Genomic DNA, 16,374 nt, shown 5'->3' on the forward strand with positions numbered 1-16,374 from the left:
GTGGGTGAACTCACACACATCCACGTTACATTATCAAAAGACCTGCAGAGTGTCTATTATAATTTTGCGACAAAATAATTTTAGATGTCGCTCCGCCCCCCTGATATCATTGATAATAAATTTTGATGCGTCAGCGCTGTTTTAAAGGCCTTTTCAATATCTTTCCATCTTTGCGTCGACAGGCTGTCAATATCTTTTCCATTTTCGTCCAATACTCATTTTCGATGAAAAAATATATATACGGGCACAAAAAAATACATTTTTGATTTATTGCACTTTGCAACACCCTTATTACACATTGAAACACTTGAATTTTAAGAAAATTTTCGTTGTTTTGCACATAATATACTGATGTTTAAGTGCATTGTATACCCGCCACTCTTTTAACAAAATTTTTGAAAACCGTTAAAAAACAATTTGACATGGGAATATTTCCTGAGTATACACTCAAATAAAATGAGTAGTCACTCAAGATTTTTAGAGGTGTTATGTCCAAAAAAGATGCCATACTGCAGGCTGCCACTGTGCTGTTTTCCAAAAACGGATTTAAAGAGACCTCCACCGCTGATCTGGCAAAAATGATCAATGTGGCCGAAGGAACCATTTTTTATCACTTCAAGACCAAGGACGGATTGTTCCTGGCCGTTCTTGAGAAGACCAAAAAAATGATTCTGGAGGAATTTGACGCCTATATGGGAAACCAGCATTTTGACAGCGGCATGAGCATGATTGAACGTTCGGTATCCTTCCACTTATACCTGGCCGGCAAGATGGAGAATCAATTTCTTCTTTTGCATAGGTACTACCCCTACCATATGGCAGAGTCAGTACCCCAGTGCCGCAGGTATCTGGAAGCCATTTACGACTGTCTTGTGTCCATTTATGAAGACGGTATCGAAATGGGGGTAAAGGATGGCTCCATTGATCCTTTGCCTGCCCGCAAAACCGCATTGATTATCTTTTCCATGGTGGACGGGGTGGTCCGGTTTAAAACGTACAATCTGTATAATGCCAATGCACTGTTCAATGAACTGGTAACCTCCTGCAGGCGCATGCTAAAGACTTAGACAATTAACTTAGAAAGGTGTTCGACATGTTAACCAAAATACTGCCGTTCATAGAGTGGTTCAAGGATTACTCCCTGGGCAAATTCAGAATTGATTTTGTGGCGGGGCTCACTGTGGCCCTGGTGCTTATTCCGCAGTCAATGGCCTATGCCCAGTTGGCAGGCTTGCCGGCCTACTACGGCCTTTATGCGGCATTCCTGCCCCCCATGATCGCTTCTTTGTTCGGGTCCAGCCGCCAGCTGGCAACCGGCCCTGTGGCCGTGGTCTCCTTGATGACTGCAGCAAGTCTTGAACCTTTGGCCTCAGCCGGAAGCGAAGCATTTATTGCCTATGCAATTATCCTGGCCTTTACCGTTGGGGTGTTCCAGCTGCTGCTCGGGGTGCTGCGCTTGGGCCTTATCGTTAATTTTCTGTCCCATCCCGTAGTTAACGGCTTTACCAATGCTGCGGCAATTATCATTGCCACTTCCCAGCTGTCCAAACTGTTCGGTGTTTATGTGGACAAGGCCCACCACCACTATGAAACCATTATCCGGGTAATTGAAAGCGCCTTTCACTACACGCATCTTCCTACCCTTGCCATGGGAATTTTATCCATTGCCATTATGGTGGGTTTGAAGCGGTTAAATCCACGAATCCCATACGTACTTGTTGCAGTTGCCATCACCACCATCATTTCCTGGGCCACAGGGTTTGAGCATAATGCAACAGTGACAAGTTCCCAGATCATGGATGAACAGATTCAACAAGATATCCTATTGTTTAATGATACCGTTAAGTCCATAGCAGATTTAAGTGCAGAACGCACAAAGCTTACTTCCAAAATAGAAAACAGTCATGACGCCCCTCCCCTTGAGCAGCTGGATCTCGAATACCAGTCCAGGGTATTTACGGCTAAAATAGATGCCGCTAAAAGTCTGGCGTCTGAAATTCGTACCCGGCTTCGGGAGATACACTTCAGCGCTGTTGAGGATCAGACCCAAGGTGTTGTGTTTTACCCCAAGGACGGACAGGTACCCGAACCTAGGGCGGATGACAGGATATACCGTATCCGGATGGGTAATAAGGCCCTTGATACACAAGCCCTGAGACTGTCCGGTGGCGGTGCTGTAGTCGGTGACGTACCCAAGGGACTTCCCAAACTCGGTATGCCGGCAATCAACGTTTCCGTGTTCCTGCAGCTTTTGCCCTATGCAATTATCATCTCCCTGCTCGGTTTCATGGAAGCCATTGCCATTGCCAAGGCCATGGCGGCCAAAACCGGACAGCGGCTTGATCCCAACCAGGAGCTTATCGGCCAGGGTCTTTCCAATATCCTGGGCTCCTTTGGTAAAAGTTACCCGGTATCCGGTTCTTTTTCCAGAAGTGCCGTTAATCTCCAGGCCGGTGCTGTTTCAGGGCTTTCCAGTGTTATTACAAGTCTTATGGTTATCATCACCCTGCTGTTTTTTACACCCTTGCTTTACCATCTGCCCCAGGCAGTCCTTGCTTCGGTTATCATGATGGCGGTTATTGGGCTTGTAAACGTTTCCGGTTTTGTTCATGCCTGGCACGCACAGTGGTATGACGGCCTGATTTCTGTGATTACCTTTGTTGTCACTCTGATTGTAGCACCTCACCTTGAAAGCGGTATTTATATCGGGGTCGGCCTGTCCCTTGCCGTATTTTTATACAAAAGCATGCGCCCAAAAATCAGCATCCTTTCAAGGGGCGAAGATCAGGCTCTCAAAGATTCGTGTGTGCATGAACTTGCCACCTGTGAGCACATACAACTGATCCGCTTTGAAGGCCCGCTGTTTTTTGCCAATGCCAGTTACCTTGAAGATGAAATAAACGACCGGATCCAGGCGTCATCTGATCTAAGGCACTTTATTATCGCCTGTAACGGTATCAACGATATCGATGCTTCGGGCCAGGAAGCGCTGGCCTTGATTATTCAGCGTTTGAGAAGCGCCGGATACGGCGTATCGTTAAGCGGGGTTAATGATGCGGTTTACCGGGTACTTGCCCGTACGCATCTGCTCGAAGAGATCGGCACTCACAATATTTATTCCACCATGGAAAATGCGCTGTCAAACGTTCATCCCCAGGCCCATGCCAACACCTCGGAAGATGACTGTCCGTTACTCGTAAACTGCCTGGACACCCAATCAACAAAATAAAGGAGACATCCCATGTCTATACTGACATTTTTCAGCGGTTCATATTGCGGCAAATCGTCAATCATTTCAGATGTTATTGATAAAAGCGGATTAAAATTACTGACAGACAATGATCTGGTTGCCTCGGCCAGCGGGCTATCCGGAATGCCCGAAAAGAAAATTGCAAAATCTTTTCTTGAAAAGGCCTCGGTGTTCAATAAGTTTACCCATGAAAAGGAGCGTTCCATTGCTTACCTGCGCCTTGCCGTGGCCCAGAGCATGTCCCAGGACAAATACGTGATTGAAGGATTTACAAGTCTTTTAATCCCTGCATCCATAAGCCATGTATTAAGAATCTGCCTGATTGCAGACAAAACATCTCGAATGGAACAGGCCATGGAAGAACTTGGCTTAAGTGAAAAAGATGCCGCCAATTTGATATCAAAAAATGACGAAACCTTTAGTGCATGGTCTAATACGCTCTATAAAATTACAGATCCCTGGGATGCGTCCCTTTATGATATGATTCTGCCCACGGACAAGATGACCAAAGACGAAGCCGTATCCCTGATTCTTGAAAATCTGAAAAATGAAGTGATTCAGCCCACCAAGGCATCTAAAAAGGCAGCTGATGATTTTGCCCTGGCAGCCCGGGTTGAAGTGGAATTGTCCAAAGAAGGCCATGCGGTTGGTGTCAGTGCCCGGGACGGACTGGTTACCTTGACCATCAATACCAATGTTCTTCTTTTGGGAAAGCTTGAAGAAGAGCTTAAAAATATTGTACAACAGGTTGAAGGAGTATCTTCGGTTGAGACGCGTATCGGCAAAGGGTTTTACCAGGCCGATATTTATCGCAGGTTTGATTTCCAGGTGCCGTCAAAAGTCCTTTTGGTGGATGATGAACGTGAATTTGTTCAGACCCTTTCCGAAAGACTGCAGATGCGTGACGTGGGGTCCGCCATTGCCTATGACGGTGAATCCGCTCTAAATCTTGTGGAAGCGGATGAACCTGATGTAATGATCCTGGATTTGAAAATGCCGGGGATTGACGGTATTGAAGTACTTAAAAAGGTCAAGGCATCCAGGCCTGAAATTGAAGTTATCATTTTAACAGGCCATGGATCAGATGCCGACAGGGAGATCTGCATGAAGCTTGGGGCATTTGCCTATCTGCAAAAACCTGTAGACATAGAAGAGTTAAGCCTGAATTTGAAGGCGGCCAATGAAAAAATCCGGCAGAAACAAAACTAACCGAACTAACTGAAAGATTGTGCAGGTATGGGATAATCACTATGGCGCTGGAAACTGAAAATACAGAAAAAAAATCAGGCGGCAAGGCCCCGAAAACCAAACAGCTATTAGGGGAATTCCTGAATTACCAAAAAATATGGCTGCTCTCATTTGTCTTGACAGCCACATTTGCCATTATTCCTGTTATCTTTTTTGCCGTCCTGGATTACAACCTGACCCGGCGATCTTTGGAAAATGATGCCGAGGCCAGGGCTTCCCGCCTGGCCTCGAACACCTGGCGTTCACTTTCCTTTTTTTTAAATGAACGGGAAAATGCTTTAAACTACGTGGTGGGGTCCAATTCCTTTGAGCAGCTTGGGGACGCACAGCAACTGGCAAAGATTTTAAATCTTTTGCACCAAAGCTTTGGGGGTTTTACGGATATCGGCATTATTGACGCTACGGGTGTTCAAAGTGCATATGCCGGCCCCCATGGTCTTACAGGCAAAAATTACAAGGACCAGCAATGGTTCAAGGATACCATGGCCCATGGGACTTCTGTAAGTGATGTATTTCTAGGGTTTAGAAACGTTCCCCATATTTCCATTGCGCTGCGCCATACCGCCCCGGATAATACCTATTTTATTATCCGGGCCACCATTGAGCACCAGTTGCCTGGAATTTTATCCGAAGTCAAGACATCGGGAAACGGGGATGCCTTTTTGATCAACGCCCAGAGTGTGCTTCAAACACCTTCCCACTATTTCGGAGATGTCCTTGAAAAAACAAACATTGCCTTACCCCCTGCCACGGCCCAAACCCGTACCATGACAATCACATCAGAAGATGGACAGGATTTGATTGCAGCGTTCAGGGATATACCCGATACGCCGTTTATCCTGGTGGTACTTAAATCAAAGCAAGTGATTATGTCCCCTTGGCATCACAGTCAGGTGACATTAATCCAATATCTGGGTATCAGCATATCCGTCATTCTTTTATGGATCGGGGCCGTGACCGGATATTTTGTCCGGCGCCTGAAACACTTAGACCTCAAACGTTCCAAATATTTTCATATGGCTGAATATGAAAACAAGATGGCATCCATCGGCCGGCTTGCCGCAGGTGTGGCCCATGAGATCAACAATCCGTTGGCCATTATCAATGAAAAGGCAGGTCTCATAAAGGATATGGCCCATTTTAAACCGGAGCTGAAACAGGAGCCAAGACTTCTTGAAACGGTGGACATTATCCTTGCCTCGGTGAAACGGTGCAGCAGGATTACACGGCAATTGCTCAGTTTTGGCCGTCAGACCCAGACGACTCCTGTGCCTTTAGCCCTTAAATCCGTTCTTGATGAAGTGCTGGTATTTCTGGTAAAAGAAGCACAGTTAAAAAATATTTTTGTTGAAATAGATGTGCCTGATACCCTGCCCCAGGTTGTCGGCAACCGGGGCAAGCTGCAGCAGGTCCTTTTAAACATTGTCAATAACGCATTTGCTGCCATGCCCCGGGACGGCAAATTAGTCATCAGCGCGCAAAAAACCGAAGAACCATTTGTCCGCCTTGATATAAGCGATAGTGGATGTGGTATTTCCCCTGAAAACCTTAAACATATTTTTGAGCCCTTTTTCTCCACAAAAACCAATCAGGGTGGTACCGGATTGGGGCTTTCCATCACCTATGGCCTTGTCCAGGAACTGGGGGGACGAATTAACGTCGAAAGCAAGGTTAACGAGGGCACAACATTTATAATATATCTGCCCACAACAATACAGAAAGAAGAGTGAATTATGCAGATACTTCTGGTCGACGATGAGAAGGAACTGGTCTCTACCCTGGCAGAACGCCTTGGGTACCGGGGAATTGACGCACACTGGGCTGTCACGCCCAATGACGCCATCTCCATGCTGTCTAATCAAAGCTATGACATTGCGGTTCTGGATGTGCAGATGCCGGATATGAACGGCTTTGAGCTCAAGGAAAAAATGGAGGCGATCTGTCCCGAACTCAAGTTTATTTTTATGACCGGCCACGGGTCTGAAGAATGTTACTATGAGGGATGTTCCCAAACCGGTGAGGCTTTTTATCTTGTTAAGCCTGTGGAAATTGACAGTCTGATTGAAAAGCTCAACCAGGTCATGCTTGATGGAGGAAAAAATTGAAATATACCGCTCAGGAAATTACGGATCAATACGGCCCGGCTTATTTCGGCCGGATGGGGGCATCTATATCCCATGATATAAAAAACTGCCTGGCCATCATGAATGAAAATGCAGGACTGATGTCTGATTATCTTATGATGGCCCAAAAGGGAGCCCCACTGGACATCGAACGGTTTTCAGGAATTGTCCAGCGCATTGAAAAACAAATCGGCCGGGCTGACGGCATCGTAAAATCCCTTAATACCTTTTCCCACAGCATGGACAAGCCGGAACAGCAGGTAGATCTGGATGAGGCGGTGGCGCTTGCCCTTGGCCTTGGTGCCAGAATCATTGCCAATAAAGGCATTCAGGTGAATCATACCCGGGCTGCTGACAAACTTTATGTCAATGGATCTTTTTTCTTTTTATTGTTTCTGATCTGGTCTGTTTTAGAAAATATTACGGAAACCCTTGCATCAGATGCCGTTCTCAATATATCCTCTAGGAAAGATGAGGAAAGCCAAATATGTTTAAGTTTCCAAAGCGAAGCGCCTTTTGCATCGGATTTTGATTGTCAGGCAAGCTGCCGGACATTGGATCTATTCCAGGCAAAAATTGTATTAGAGGATCAGAACACCAGGGCTGACCTGGTATTTGGCATATAAAAAAAATATTTTCAACAGATAACAACTTCTTTAATATCAACTAACGGCCATGGCCGACCTGGTCTTTCACCGAGGTTGGGCCACAACAAATGATGAAAGAAACGAATCGGTTAATTCAGTTCTTTCATACAAATTAAAAGGAGACCCCGGCAATGAGTGAAAAAGTTTTAATCATAGATGACGAACAGGAGTTTACACAAGCCCTGGCAGAGAGAATGACGAACCGGGGAATGGATGTGAGCACTTCGAGTTCCGCCATTGAAGGCCTGCAAAACGTTGAAGAAAAATCCTTTGACGTGGTGGTTCTTGATCTGCAGATGCCGGAAATGGATGGTATCGAAACGTTAAAAATCCTGAAAAAGAAAAAACCTGAACTTCAAGTGATTCTTTTGACCGGGCACGCCACAGTTGAAAAAGGCATAGAGGCCATGAAACTGGGTGCAATGGATCTGCTTGAAAAACCGGCTGACATGACGACCCTGACCGAAAAGATTAAAAAAGCCCAGGCCAAAAAAATGATCCTGGTGGAGAAAAAAGCCGAGGAAAGAATCAAAGAAATCATGGAAACCCGGGGATGGTAGATCCTAAAACTTAGGCGTTTGACCGTTTTTTTCAACGGACCCCAAAAGGGATAAAAGCGTGTTTTACTGCTTTTATCCCTTTTAGATTCACAGGAGTACCGGGGTTGTTATTCTGACTGGTTTGGTTTATATAAAGCATCAACGTTTAAAATGAGGGTTATCATACAGCAAGCGGCGTTAAGGAAAAAATGGAAATTCTAATAACTGAGTTATGCAAGTCTTTAGGGGTGTCCCGTACAACCATAGAGCGCTGGATCCGCCAGGGAAAGCTGCCTGTGTTCAAAAAGGGACGAACCTACAGCTTTCATGCCGGGGATTTGAAAAACTGGGCTGAGAAAAACCATATTTCCCTTAACCTGACCCCCCGCCCGGCCCAGGGACCTGATACCGAAGTAACGGTCTCTTTATCCACTGCCCTTGAGGCCGGCGGCGTGTATCACGACATTGACACAGGACCGGATGTCCCGTCCGTAATTAACGCATGCATTCAAAGGATTAAGGCCGTTCCGGATAATCACAAAGCGGATCTTGCCCAACAGCTGGTCAAAAGGGAAGAGGCCTTGTCCACAGGGGTCGGCGGCGGCATTGCCGTGCCCCATCCAAGAACCCCCCTTAATTATATTGAACAGCCCACTGTTGCAGTCTGCTTTCTTAAAAATCCCGTGGATTATCATGCATTGGATAACCAGCCTGTCTCTACCCTGTTTTTTATCCTGTTCCCGGAATTAAAATTTCACCTTCACCTGCTCTCTTCTATTTCTTTGTGTTTACGGAACAGACAGTTCAGTGAATTTTTAAAAACCTGCCCGGAACAATCCATGTTGATCGAAAAAATTGATGCCCTGCACATAGCCGAAAAGATATAATCGGCTATTCGGACCTATCATGAGTAAGCTTAAACAAACCTATAATTTTTTTTATACAAAATTTTTTCTTTTTGATGACCGGCTTGTGCTGATGACGGCCGGCGCAGTGGTCGGTATTTTTGCAGGTGTTGCAGCCGTGGCATTACGGCTTTCCTTGGCTTCGGTTCTTGAATTTCTTGCACCGTACCGCCAATACGCCTGGGCGTTTATTTTGCCCGGCATCGGCGCACTTTTCTCTTTTCTATTTCTTGATAAAGTCATGCGGGAAGGCGCCGGACATGGTGTGCCCGAAGTCATTTATGCCGTATCCAGACGGGGCGGACTTTTACGGCTTCGTTCCGCCTATTCCAGGCTTATATCCAGTTTTTTAACCATTGCCAGCGGCGGCTCTGCAGGTCCCGAAGCCCCGGTTGTCATGAGCGGGTCTGCCATAGGATCCAATATCGCAAAATTTTTAGGCCTCAATGACCGGCAACGCATGACGTTGGTGGGCTGTGGTACAGCCGGTGCCATTTCCGCCATTTTTCACGCCCCTGTGGCCGGTCTTATTTTTTCCGTTGAGATCATTCTTGGGGAATGGAAATTTGTCAATATCATTCCCATTACCATTGCTGCTGTGGCCGGCGCCCAGATCAGTGAAGCCATCATACCTGCAAAAGAGCTCTTCCAACACCACCCCTTTGATATTTTTGCAGGAGATATTCTGGGCAGTATCGGACTTGCCTTGTTCACCGCTTTGATATCCGTAATATTCACGCGGACCCTTCGAAAAGTTGGTGGCCTGGCCAAGCGAACACCAGTATCTCCCTGGCTGCGGGCATTGATCGGCGGTTGCACGGTGGGTACCATAGGAATTTTCATGCCCATGGTACTGGGTGAGGGATATCATCCGATCATGGAAATGGTAAGTGGTAATTTTCCCATGGCATTCTGGCTCATATTCCTCGGTCTTTTTCTAAAAATATTTGTCACGTCCATCACCCTTGGCTGGGGAGGTTCCGGCGGTATCTTTGCGCCCTGCCTGGTCATCGGAAGCCTTACCGGCGTGGTGTTTTACAAGGCCATGATGTTTGTTTTTCCCAATGCTGCCGTGACTTCGGAAGGCGCTTATGCCCTTCTAGGCATGACCGGTATCATGGCCGGGGTGATGCAGGCCCCATTGAGCAGTATTTTTCTGATTGCGGAAATTACCGGCGGCTACGAAGCCATTTTGCTTTTACTGCTGGTTTCTTCCATCTCTTCTACCTTGAGCCATATTATCGAACCATCTTCCTTTTATTTTAAAGACCTTATTGAACGCGGCGAATTCATGCGGCCCGGAACGGATGCACGAATTTTATCGGATTTAAGCTTAAACGAGATCATTGATACCAACTACACCCCTGTATCTGAAAATATGGTTTTCAGAGAGTTTATCCACATCATCAGCAATTCAAACCGAAACCATTACCCGGTCATCTCAGATGAGACCGGCAACTACCTGGGGATGGTCCGGGTTTCACGTATCAGAAAATACGCCCTGGATCCGGCCTTTTATGACATGATCTTTCTTAACCAGATCATGGATACGGATATGGTTACCGTATCCTTTGACGACGATCTTCATGATGTACTGGAATTCATGGAGACCTTTAACATTGATCACATCCCGGTGGTGGATCACCACAGATTTTCCGGAATGATTTCCAAAGCACGAATACTTGATCTGTACCGCAGGGAACTGATCATGCAGACCAATATACAATGACCCCTGTTCATGGTCCCAAGGAGACTTCCAATGAATTATAAACTGCTTCATATTTTCAGGAATACCCCCTTTGGCAGGGAAACCTTTTTGCAGTCCCTCTATTTTTGTAAAACCATTAAAGCCTATCCTGTTGTGTATATCCCCAAAACGGATAAGTTCTTAATGTATTTTGCCAATGATGTGGTTCAGGTGAACCTGGACAACTCTTTTTTAGCCTCTCCGGATACAGCCCATGAACATGTCATTGAACTTTTCGATGAGGCCGGAATGCCGCCCAGGTTTTATGAACCCAAAGACTTTACGGCTTCAACCCTGCCCGATATATCCAGTCAATTCGACTATATGTGCTCTCCGCGTTCGATCAGCGACCTGTCATCCAAAATAGGACTGGGCCATCTGGGTCCCAAGGTTCGGCGAATGATAAAGCAGGCCACTTTTCCCATTCTAATTGCAAGCCCGGTATTCAAGGCATGGAACAGTATATCCGTATTTTTCGGCGGTTCCTCCAATGCCATGAATGCCCTTGTTTTGGGGCTGAAAATTGCCATTGCCTCCGGGTTTCCCCTAAAAATTTATACCGTGCTTGAAAATAACAGCGAGGACGTTTACCGGGACATGGTCCGGGGTACGGACCTTGAGGAGCTTGTGGACCAGTATGTGAACGAATGGTGTTTCTATGAATCCTCCGGATTTGACCGGATGCTGTATGAAGTACCCCACGACTCTCTGATCGTTCTTGGCGCCTATGGGCACGGCATAATTAAAGAAATTCTTTTAGGAAGCAAAATGGAGCATATCCAGTCCACAGTCACCAACAATTTGCTGGTTACGGGCCCCAACTGCCGTATTTCTCTTAAATAGTATCGGAACATTTTTTACAAAGAAGGTAATATGGAATCAACATCTTATTGGCTGGTATTCTTTACAACCGTTTTTGTTATCAACATTTCGCCCGGACCGGACGTTATCTATATTGTTTCCAGAACCATAGCACAGGGCCGGAAAGTGGGTATTGCTTCATCTCTGGGTATCTGGTCCGGCGCATTGGTGCATGTGGCAGCCGCAGCTCTCGGTCTGTCTGCAGTGCTTGCCGCTTCGGCAACCGCGTTTGCTATTGTAAAGTATATCGGTGCGGCCTATCTGGTATATCTGGGAATACGCAGCCTGATGTCCGACGGTGAGACGTTTAACATGCATGAAAGCACAGAAGACAAAACAACCGTTTGGAAGGCATTTAGGCAGGGGGTGCTGGTGGATATCCTCAATCCCAAGGTTGCAATTTTTTTTATGGCTTTTTTGCCCCAGTTCATCCGTCCTGAATTGGGGCATCATTCCGCCCAGATTGCTGTTTTGGGATTTCTTGTCATCCTGGTGGCTGTGCCCATAGAATTTTTCTTTGTTATAACAGCAGATCGGACAACTTCCTTTTTCCGTAAGAATCGGCGTTGCTCCTTCTGGCTTGAAAGGATTTCAGGTTCTATTCTTGTCAGTCTGGGAATCCGTCTGGCCTTTACGGAAAATAGCAATGCCTAGTGCAAAAAATTTCAGTCGCTGTGTGCCACCCTTTGCGCCGGAGAACGTGTTCTTAGGGTTCCGACCGTATCTACAATCCGGACGGCGTTCTGATTTCTCCGGCAAACGTGCAACAGCAGTTAAACCTATGCCCGGCAATTCCCATGGACAGAGCTCAGGCAGCGTCCGCCTTTAAGGCTTATAATGTTTATTCCCTCACCGTCCCCCGCATCCCCGGAAGAGGCTGCGGCATGGATTTTTCTCTTTGACGGCACCGCGTTGGTCGTTGACCCTGAAACGGGTCAGGTACCTTTTTTCGAACCGAACCGGGCAAAGCCCTTGGTCCGCACCGGCCTCCATGTTTTCGGTACCCTGCACGGCATCCCCTGCTGCTGCGGCATCCTGGTGGAGCCCCTGCCGGAATCCGGGCTTTCCATACTCGACCTTAGAACATTTTACCAGGGCGCCGGCGAAGACTTTCGCCTGGCCGTGGCCTGCGGCCGTTTTATCGCGGACCTCCACACCAACAACCATTTTTGCGGCCGGTGCGGCACCTTGACCCGAATTATGGAGGAAAACCACGGGAGGATCTGCCCGGCCTGCGGTCTCCATACCTATCCAAGAATATCTCCTGCCGTCATCATGGGCGTGACCCGGGGAGATGAAATTCTCCTGGCCCGGGGGATGCGGTTTCCCAAAAGAAAGTTATTTTCCGTCCTGGCAGGATTTCTTTCCCCCGGGGAAACCTTGGAGGAGTGTGTGGCCCGGGAGGTTTATGAGGAAACCCGGATTCGTGTTAAGAATGTCCGGTATGTGAAAAGCCAGCCCTGGCCCTTTCCGGACAGCCTGATGATTGGATTCACCGCGGAGTATAAGAGTGGAGAAATTGAGATTGATCCCAAGGAGATTATAGAAGCTGAATGGTTCAAGGCAAACAGCCTGCCCTTGATTCCAGACGCCTATACCCTGTCTGGGCAGCTGATCAGAGAGTTTGTGTTAAGATCAAACAAATAGAAAAAATATGTTATAGGATTTCACCCGAGTTCAATCCAGGCAAAATGTCGTTCGCAAATTGATTTTTCTCTTAGGAACCTGTATTTTCACCTAACCTTTAATTTGGGAATATTTAGAAACAATAAATTTGATTTGCAAGGACATTAAATGAAATATCTTTGGTGGGCGGTTCAGGTATTATGTCTTTTAATCTCCCTTTTTTTCGTTGTTTTCGGCATTGATCTTATCCGGGGGGCTTATGGCTTAAATGATCCTTTCAGCTTTATCATGACCTTTTTTGCCGCGAGTTTTATTATTCTGATCAGCCTGACCTTAGCCCTGGTGTTCATCATTAAAATGATCCGGGTATACCGCCACCTCAGAGTACCCCAGGCACAGGAGGACAAATCCTGATGGCGGTGTTAGTGTCTGTAAAGGAACTTTGCAAAGCATACGGCGATGATACCCTGTTCACAGGGCTAAGCTTTGATGTGAAACCGGGAGAAAAGCTGGGCTTGATCGGGATGAACGGTTCGGGCAAGTCCACCCTTTTAAAAATCATCTGTGGTTTGAGTTCCCCGGACGACGGAGAGATAAATGTTCAGACAGGCCTTTGTCCGGTCTATCTTGCCCAGGAAGACGAATTTGACACGGACCTTTCCATTGAGCAGGTTTTGTTCAACAGTCTGTCATCCCTGGACCTGCAGGAAAAAGAACGCCATCGCAGGGTGAACCGGGCCCTAGGGTTAGGCGGTTTTACCAACGCAGTCATCAAGACAAAAGAACTGTCCGGAGGCTGGCGCAAGCGACTTGCCATCACCCGGGCCTTTTGCCTGGAACCGGACCTGCTTTTGCTGGATGAGCCCACCAACCATCTGGACATTGCCGGAATTTTATGGCTTGAACAGATGCTTTTAACAGCCCGGTTTTCTTTTGTGGCCGTATCCCATGACCGGGCATTTCTGGAAACCGTATGCTCCCACACCATGGAAATTGCCCGGTACTACCAGGGCGGGGTTTTTAAAATACAGGGCAACTATCTCAAATTTGAACAGGAGCGCGACAAATACCTTGCGGCCCAGGAAAAAAAACAGTCCTCCCTGGCATCGAAAATGCGCAGAGAAGACCAATGGCTGCGTCAAGGCCCCAAGGCCAGAAGCACCAAGGCCAAATACAGGCTTGACCAGGCAGAAGAACTGCGCAAAGAACTGTCCGAGGTCAAGGCCCGAAACCGGCAAACCGCCCGGATGGACATTGATTTTTCAGGCACAGGACGCCAGACCAGAAAACTGCTCAGGGTGCATAACCTGACCAAGGGGTTTAAAGGCAAAACACTGTTTTCCAACATTACCTTTGAACTGGGGCCGGGTTTCTGTCTTGGCATTGTCGGGGATAACGGCTCCGGCAAATCCACTTTTTTGTCCCTGATCGAACAAAGTATGGAACCTGACCAGGGAACTGTAAAATGGGCGGAAAACCTTAAAACAGCCGTTTACCACCAGGAACGCACCCAACTGGACCCGGAGATGACCCTGCGGGAGGCGCTGAATCCGGCCGGCGGCGATTCCATAAATTACAAAGGCCGCCCCATTCACGTAGTCTCCTGGGCCAAACGGTTTCTTTTCATGCCTGACCAGCTGGACATGCCGGTAGGACGGCTATCCGGCGGGGAAAAGGCAAGAATCGTTCTGGCTGAAATCATGCGCCAACCCTGTGACCTGCTGCTTTTGGACGAACCCACCAATGATCTTGACATCCTCTCCCTAGAGGTATTGGAGACCTCCATCAAAGAGTTTGAAGGCGCAGTGATCATTGTCTCCCATGACCGGTATCTCATGGACCGGGTCTGCCACCGCATGCTCTACCTGGACAACACTGAAACACCGAAATTTTACAGGGATTTCGGTCAGATTCTAAAGGCCCGGACCGCCCGGGAAAACGCCCAGCGGCCCGGGGCGGAAAAAAACAAAAAGGAGACAACCAAACCTGCCCCGGCCAAAAAACGGTTGTTTTCCTTTAAAGACAAATACGAACTGGAACATATAGAAGAAAAAATTATGGATGCTGAACAACATGTTGAAGACTTTTCCGAACAAGTCCAGCACCCTGACGTTATCCAGGACCCTGCCCTTCTGGCAGACACCTGTGCCAAACTGGAGCAGGCCCAGTCCCTGGTCCAATCACTTTATTCACGCTGGGAAGAACTGGAAGAAAAAAAAGCGGCCGCTGATAAGAATTGAGTCTGATTATTAAAGATGCCCTTTGTGCTGTAAATACATGACCACCTTTACGAGCAGCGGAATGACGATAAAAAGCGTAAATATTCTCACCAGATGAAAAAATGCCACAAAAGCCCCGTTATGATTTTCGGATTGGGCTAAAATGGCCATGCCCGTCATTCCCCCGGGAGAAAAGCCGAACAGGGCCGTACCAAAATCCACCAACCCAAGCTTGTTGGCCAAAAACGCCATGCACACAGCCACCGTCAACAGAACAATGGTGCTCAAAATTGCCATGGGCATTATCTTGACCCCCAGCGTCAAAAGGGAACGGTCAACGCTGACCCCAAGGGTAATGCCCAACATAATTTGTATACCTGTACGCACAGATGACGGCAAAACAATCCCCTTGGGTAAAAACAGAACCGTCATTCCACTGAACAACATACTCCCGACAACGGCCCCACCTGGAACATTAAATCGTTGTGCCAAAAGGCCCCCAACAGTCCCCACCACAATAACCAGCAAATATCTTTCCATAACATTTTATCCTGCTAAAAATATAACAATAATTGATGGCCCAATGGATAGTCACCACAGGGCCATAAAGGACGCCTCCCATAAAACATACTCAAATCTTATTTGAGATTTTCTCATACCTATATCATGCGTAACGCTAAATCAAGTCATTGAACAGGGCAAAATGCGGAAAGTTCATTCGGGGAGACTAAAACAAAAAGAGATGATTTATTTGGGAATCAACACGCTTTCCAATCTTTGAAAAATCCTGAAACCGCAACGAAGGACATGGGTTTTGCATGAATTAATACCCGACCTGGCTGCAAAGCGTCTGGGTAAGGGTTCACTCAAACCCGAATGTCGTACTTTTTAACCAGGGCGTAAAAATGGGATTTGGACAGGCCCGACAGGTTAACCCAAGTTTTCGATTGCAAATTATAACTTATTGTAATCACGCGGATTGTTGTTTTTAAGTTCCTGGTTATGGCACTACTTTTGTCTAAAAATGTTTTTAATCACCGGCCCTGGATATAAACCTATCTCCAAAGCTTTATAAATTTTTTGTTGTCTGGGTTCTGGTCGTGTGCTTTTTCTGATATGAACGGTTTGACCATCCTTGCATTGCATTGAAACTGTCACCCGGCTTTGGCCTTCGAGCTGATTTCTCAATTGAGACCAACTACTTTTAAT

At 47.0% G+C, this 16,374-nt stretch carries 16 protein-coding genes; 14 read left to right on the top strand and 2 right to left on the bottom strand.

Translation table 11 applies throughout. From position 1 onward, the window contains the following. The first annotated feature begins 488 nt into the window (after positions 1–488). The 14 genes from B147_RS0126630 (at position 489) to B147_RS0126695 (ending at position 15,186) form a co-directional block, all read left to right on the top strand. The gene (locus B147_RS0126630; RefSeq protein ID WP_020590249.1) at positions 489–1,067 is read left to right on the top strand and encodes a TetR/AcrR family transcriptional regulator; all 579 of its coding nucleotides are present in this window, start codon (positions 489–491) and stop codon (positions 1,065–1,067) included. Between the two features lie 26 nt (positions 1,068–1,093). After that, positions 1,094–3,229, top strand: a complete 2,136-nt coding sequence (locus B147_RS0126635; protein ID WP_020590250.1) for a SulP family inorganic anion transporter — start codon at positions 1,094–1,096, stop codon at positions 3,227–3,229. 12 nt (positions 3,230–3,241) lie between these two features. Then, positions 3,242–4,459: a response regulator gene (locus B147_RS0126640; protein ID WP_020590251.1), complete on the top strand. Its 1,218-nt coding sequence runs from the start codon at positions 3,242–3,244 to the stop codon at positions 4,457–4,459. A gap of 41 nt (positions 4,460–4,500) precedes the next feature. Further along, a complete protein-coding gene (locus tag B147_RS0126645) occupies positions 4,501–6,228 on the top strand; it encodes a sensor histidine kinase (protein ID WP_020590252.1) in 1,728 nt (575 codons plus the stop codon). Positions 6,229–6,231: 3 nt separating this feature from the next. Further along, entirely contained in the window at positions 6,232–6,603 is a 372-nt protein-coding gene (locus tag B147_RS0126650) for a response regulator (RefSeq protein ID WP_020590253.1), read from the top strand. After that, entirely contained in the window at positions 6,600–7,247 is a 648-nt protein-coding gene (locus B147_RS0126655; protein ID WP_020590254.1) for a sensor histidine kinase, read from the top strand. Before B147_RS0126650 ends, B147_RS0126655 begins: the two co-directional genes overlap by 4 nt. A gap of 152 nt (positions 7,248–7,399) precedes the next feature. Then, positions 7,400–7,828, top strand: coding sequence for a response regulator (locus tag B147_RS0126660; protein WP_020590255.1), 429 nt, complete (start codon positions 7,400–7,402; stop codon positions 7,826–7,828). A 188-nt stretch (positions 7,829–8,016) separates the two neighbouring features. Next, positions 8,017–8,694, top strand: coding sequence for a PTS sugar transporter subunit IIA (locus B147_RS0126665; protein WP_020590256.1), 678 nt, complete (start codon positions 8,017–8,019; stop codon positions 8,692–8,694). Between the two features lie 19 nt (positions 8,695–8,713). After that, the gene (locus B147_RS0126670; protein ID WP_020590257.1) at positions 8,714–10,441 is read left to right on the top strand and encodes a chloride channel protein; all 1,728 of its coding nucleotides are present in this window, start codon (positions 8,714–8,716) and stop codon (positions 10,439–10,441) included. Positions 10,442–10,471: 30 nt separating this feature from the next. After that, positions 10,472–11,302, top strand: a complete 831-nt coding sequence (locus tag B147_RS0126675; RefSeq protein ID WP_020590258.1) for a universal stress protein — start codon at positions 10,472–10,474, stop codon at positions 11,300–11,302. Positions 11,303–11,332: 30 nt separating this feature from the next. After that, on the top strand, positions 11,333–11,974 hold the full coding sequence (locus B147_RS0126680) for a LysE family translocator (protein ID WP_020590259.1): 642 nt from the start codon (positions 11,333–11,335) through the stop codon (positions 11,972–11,974). A 183-nt stretch (positions 11,975–12,157) separates the two neighbouring features. Next, positions 12,158–12,967 (top strand): NAD(+) diphosphatase, encoded by an 810-nt coding sequence (gene nudC / locus B147_RS0126685; protein WP_020590260.1) that lies wholly within the window; start codon positions 12,158–12,160, stop codon positions 12,965–12,967. Between the two features lie 147 nt (positions 12,968–13,114). Further along, a complete protein-coding gene (locus B147_RS0126690; protein ID WP_020590261.1) occupies positions 13,115–13,360 on the top strand; it encodes a hypothetical protein in 246 nt (81 codons plus the stop codon). Then, positions 13,360–15,186 (top strand): ABC-F family ATP-binding cassette domain-containing protein, encoded by a 1,827-nt coding sequence (locus tag B147_RS0126695; RefSeq protein WP_020590262.1) that lies wholly within the window; start codon positions 13,360–13,362, stop codon positions 15,184–15,186. The genes B147_RS0126690 and B147_RS0126695 overlap by 1 nt, the downstream gene beginning before the upstream one ends. A gap of 9 nt (positions 15,187–15,195) precedes the next feature. Here the strand turns inward: B147_RS0126695 and B147_RS0126700 are convergent, their stop codons facing one another. Continuing rightward, a complete protein-coding gene (locus B147_RS0126700) occupies positions 15,196–15,705 on the bottom strand; it encodes an AbrB family transcriptional regulator (protein ID WP_020590263.1) in 510 nt (169 codons plus the stop codon). Between the two features lie 468 nt (positions 15,706–16,173). Further along, the coding region (locus B147_RS32595; protein ID WP_425387012.1) for a hypothetical protein at positions 16,174–16,374 on the bottom strand (201 nt) is incomplete at its 5' end.

It is taken from the genome of Desulfobacter curvatus DSM 3379 (assembly GCF_000373985.1).
Classification (GTDB): domain Bacteria; phylum Desulfobacterota; class Desulfobacteria; order Desulfobacterales; family Desulfobacteraceae; genus Desulfobacter; species Desulfobacter curvatus.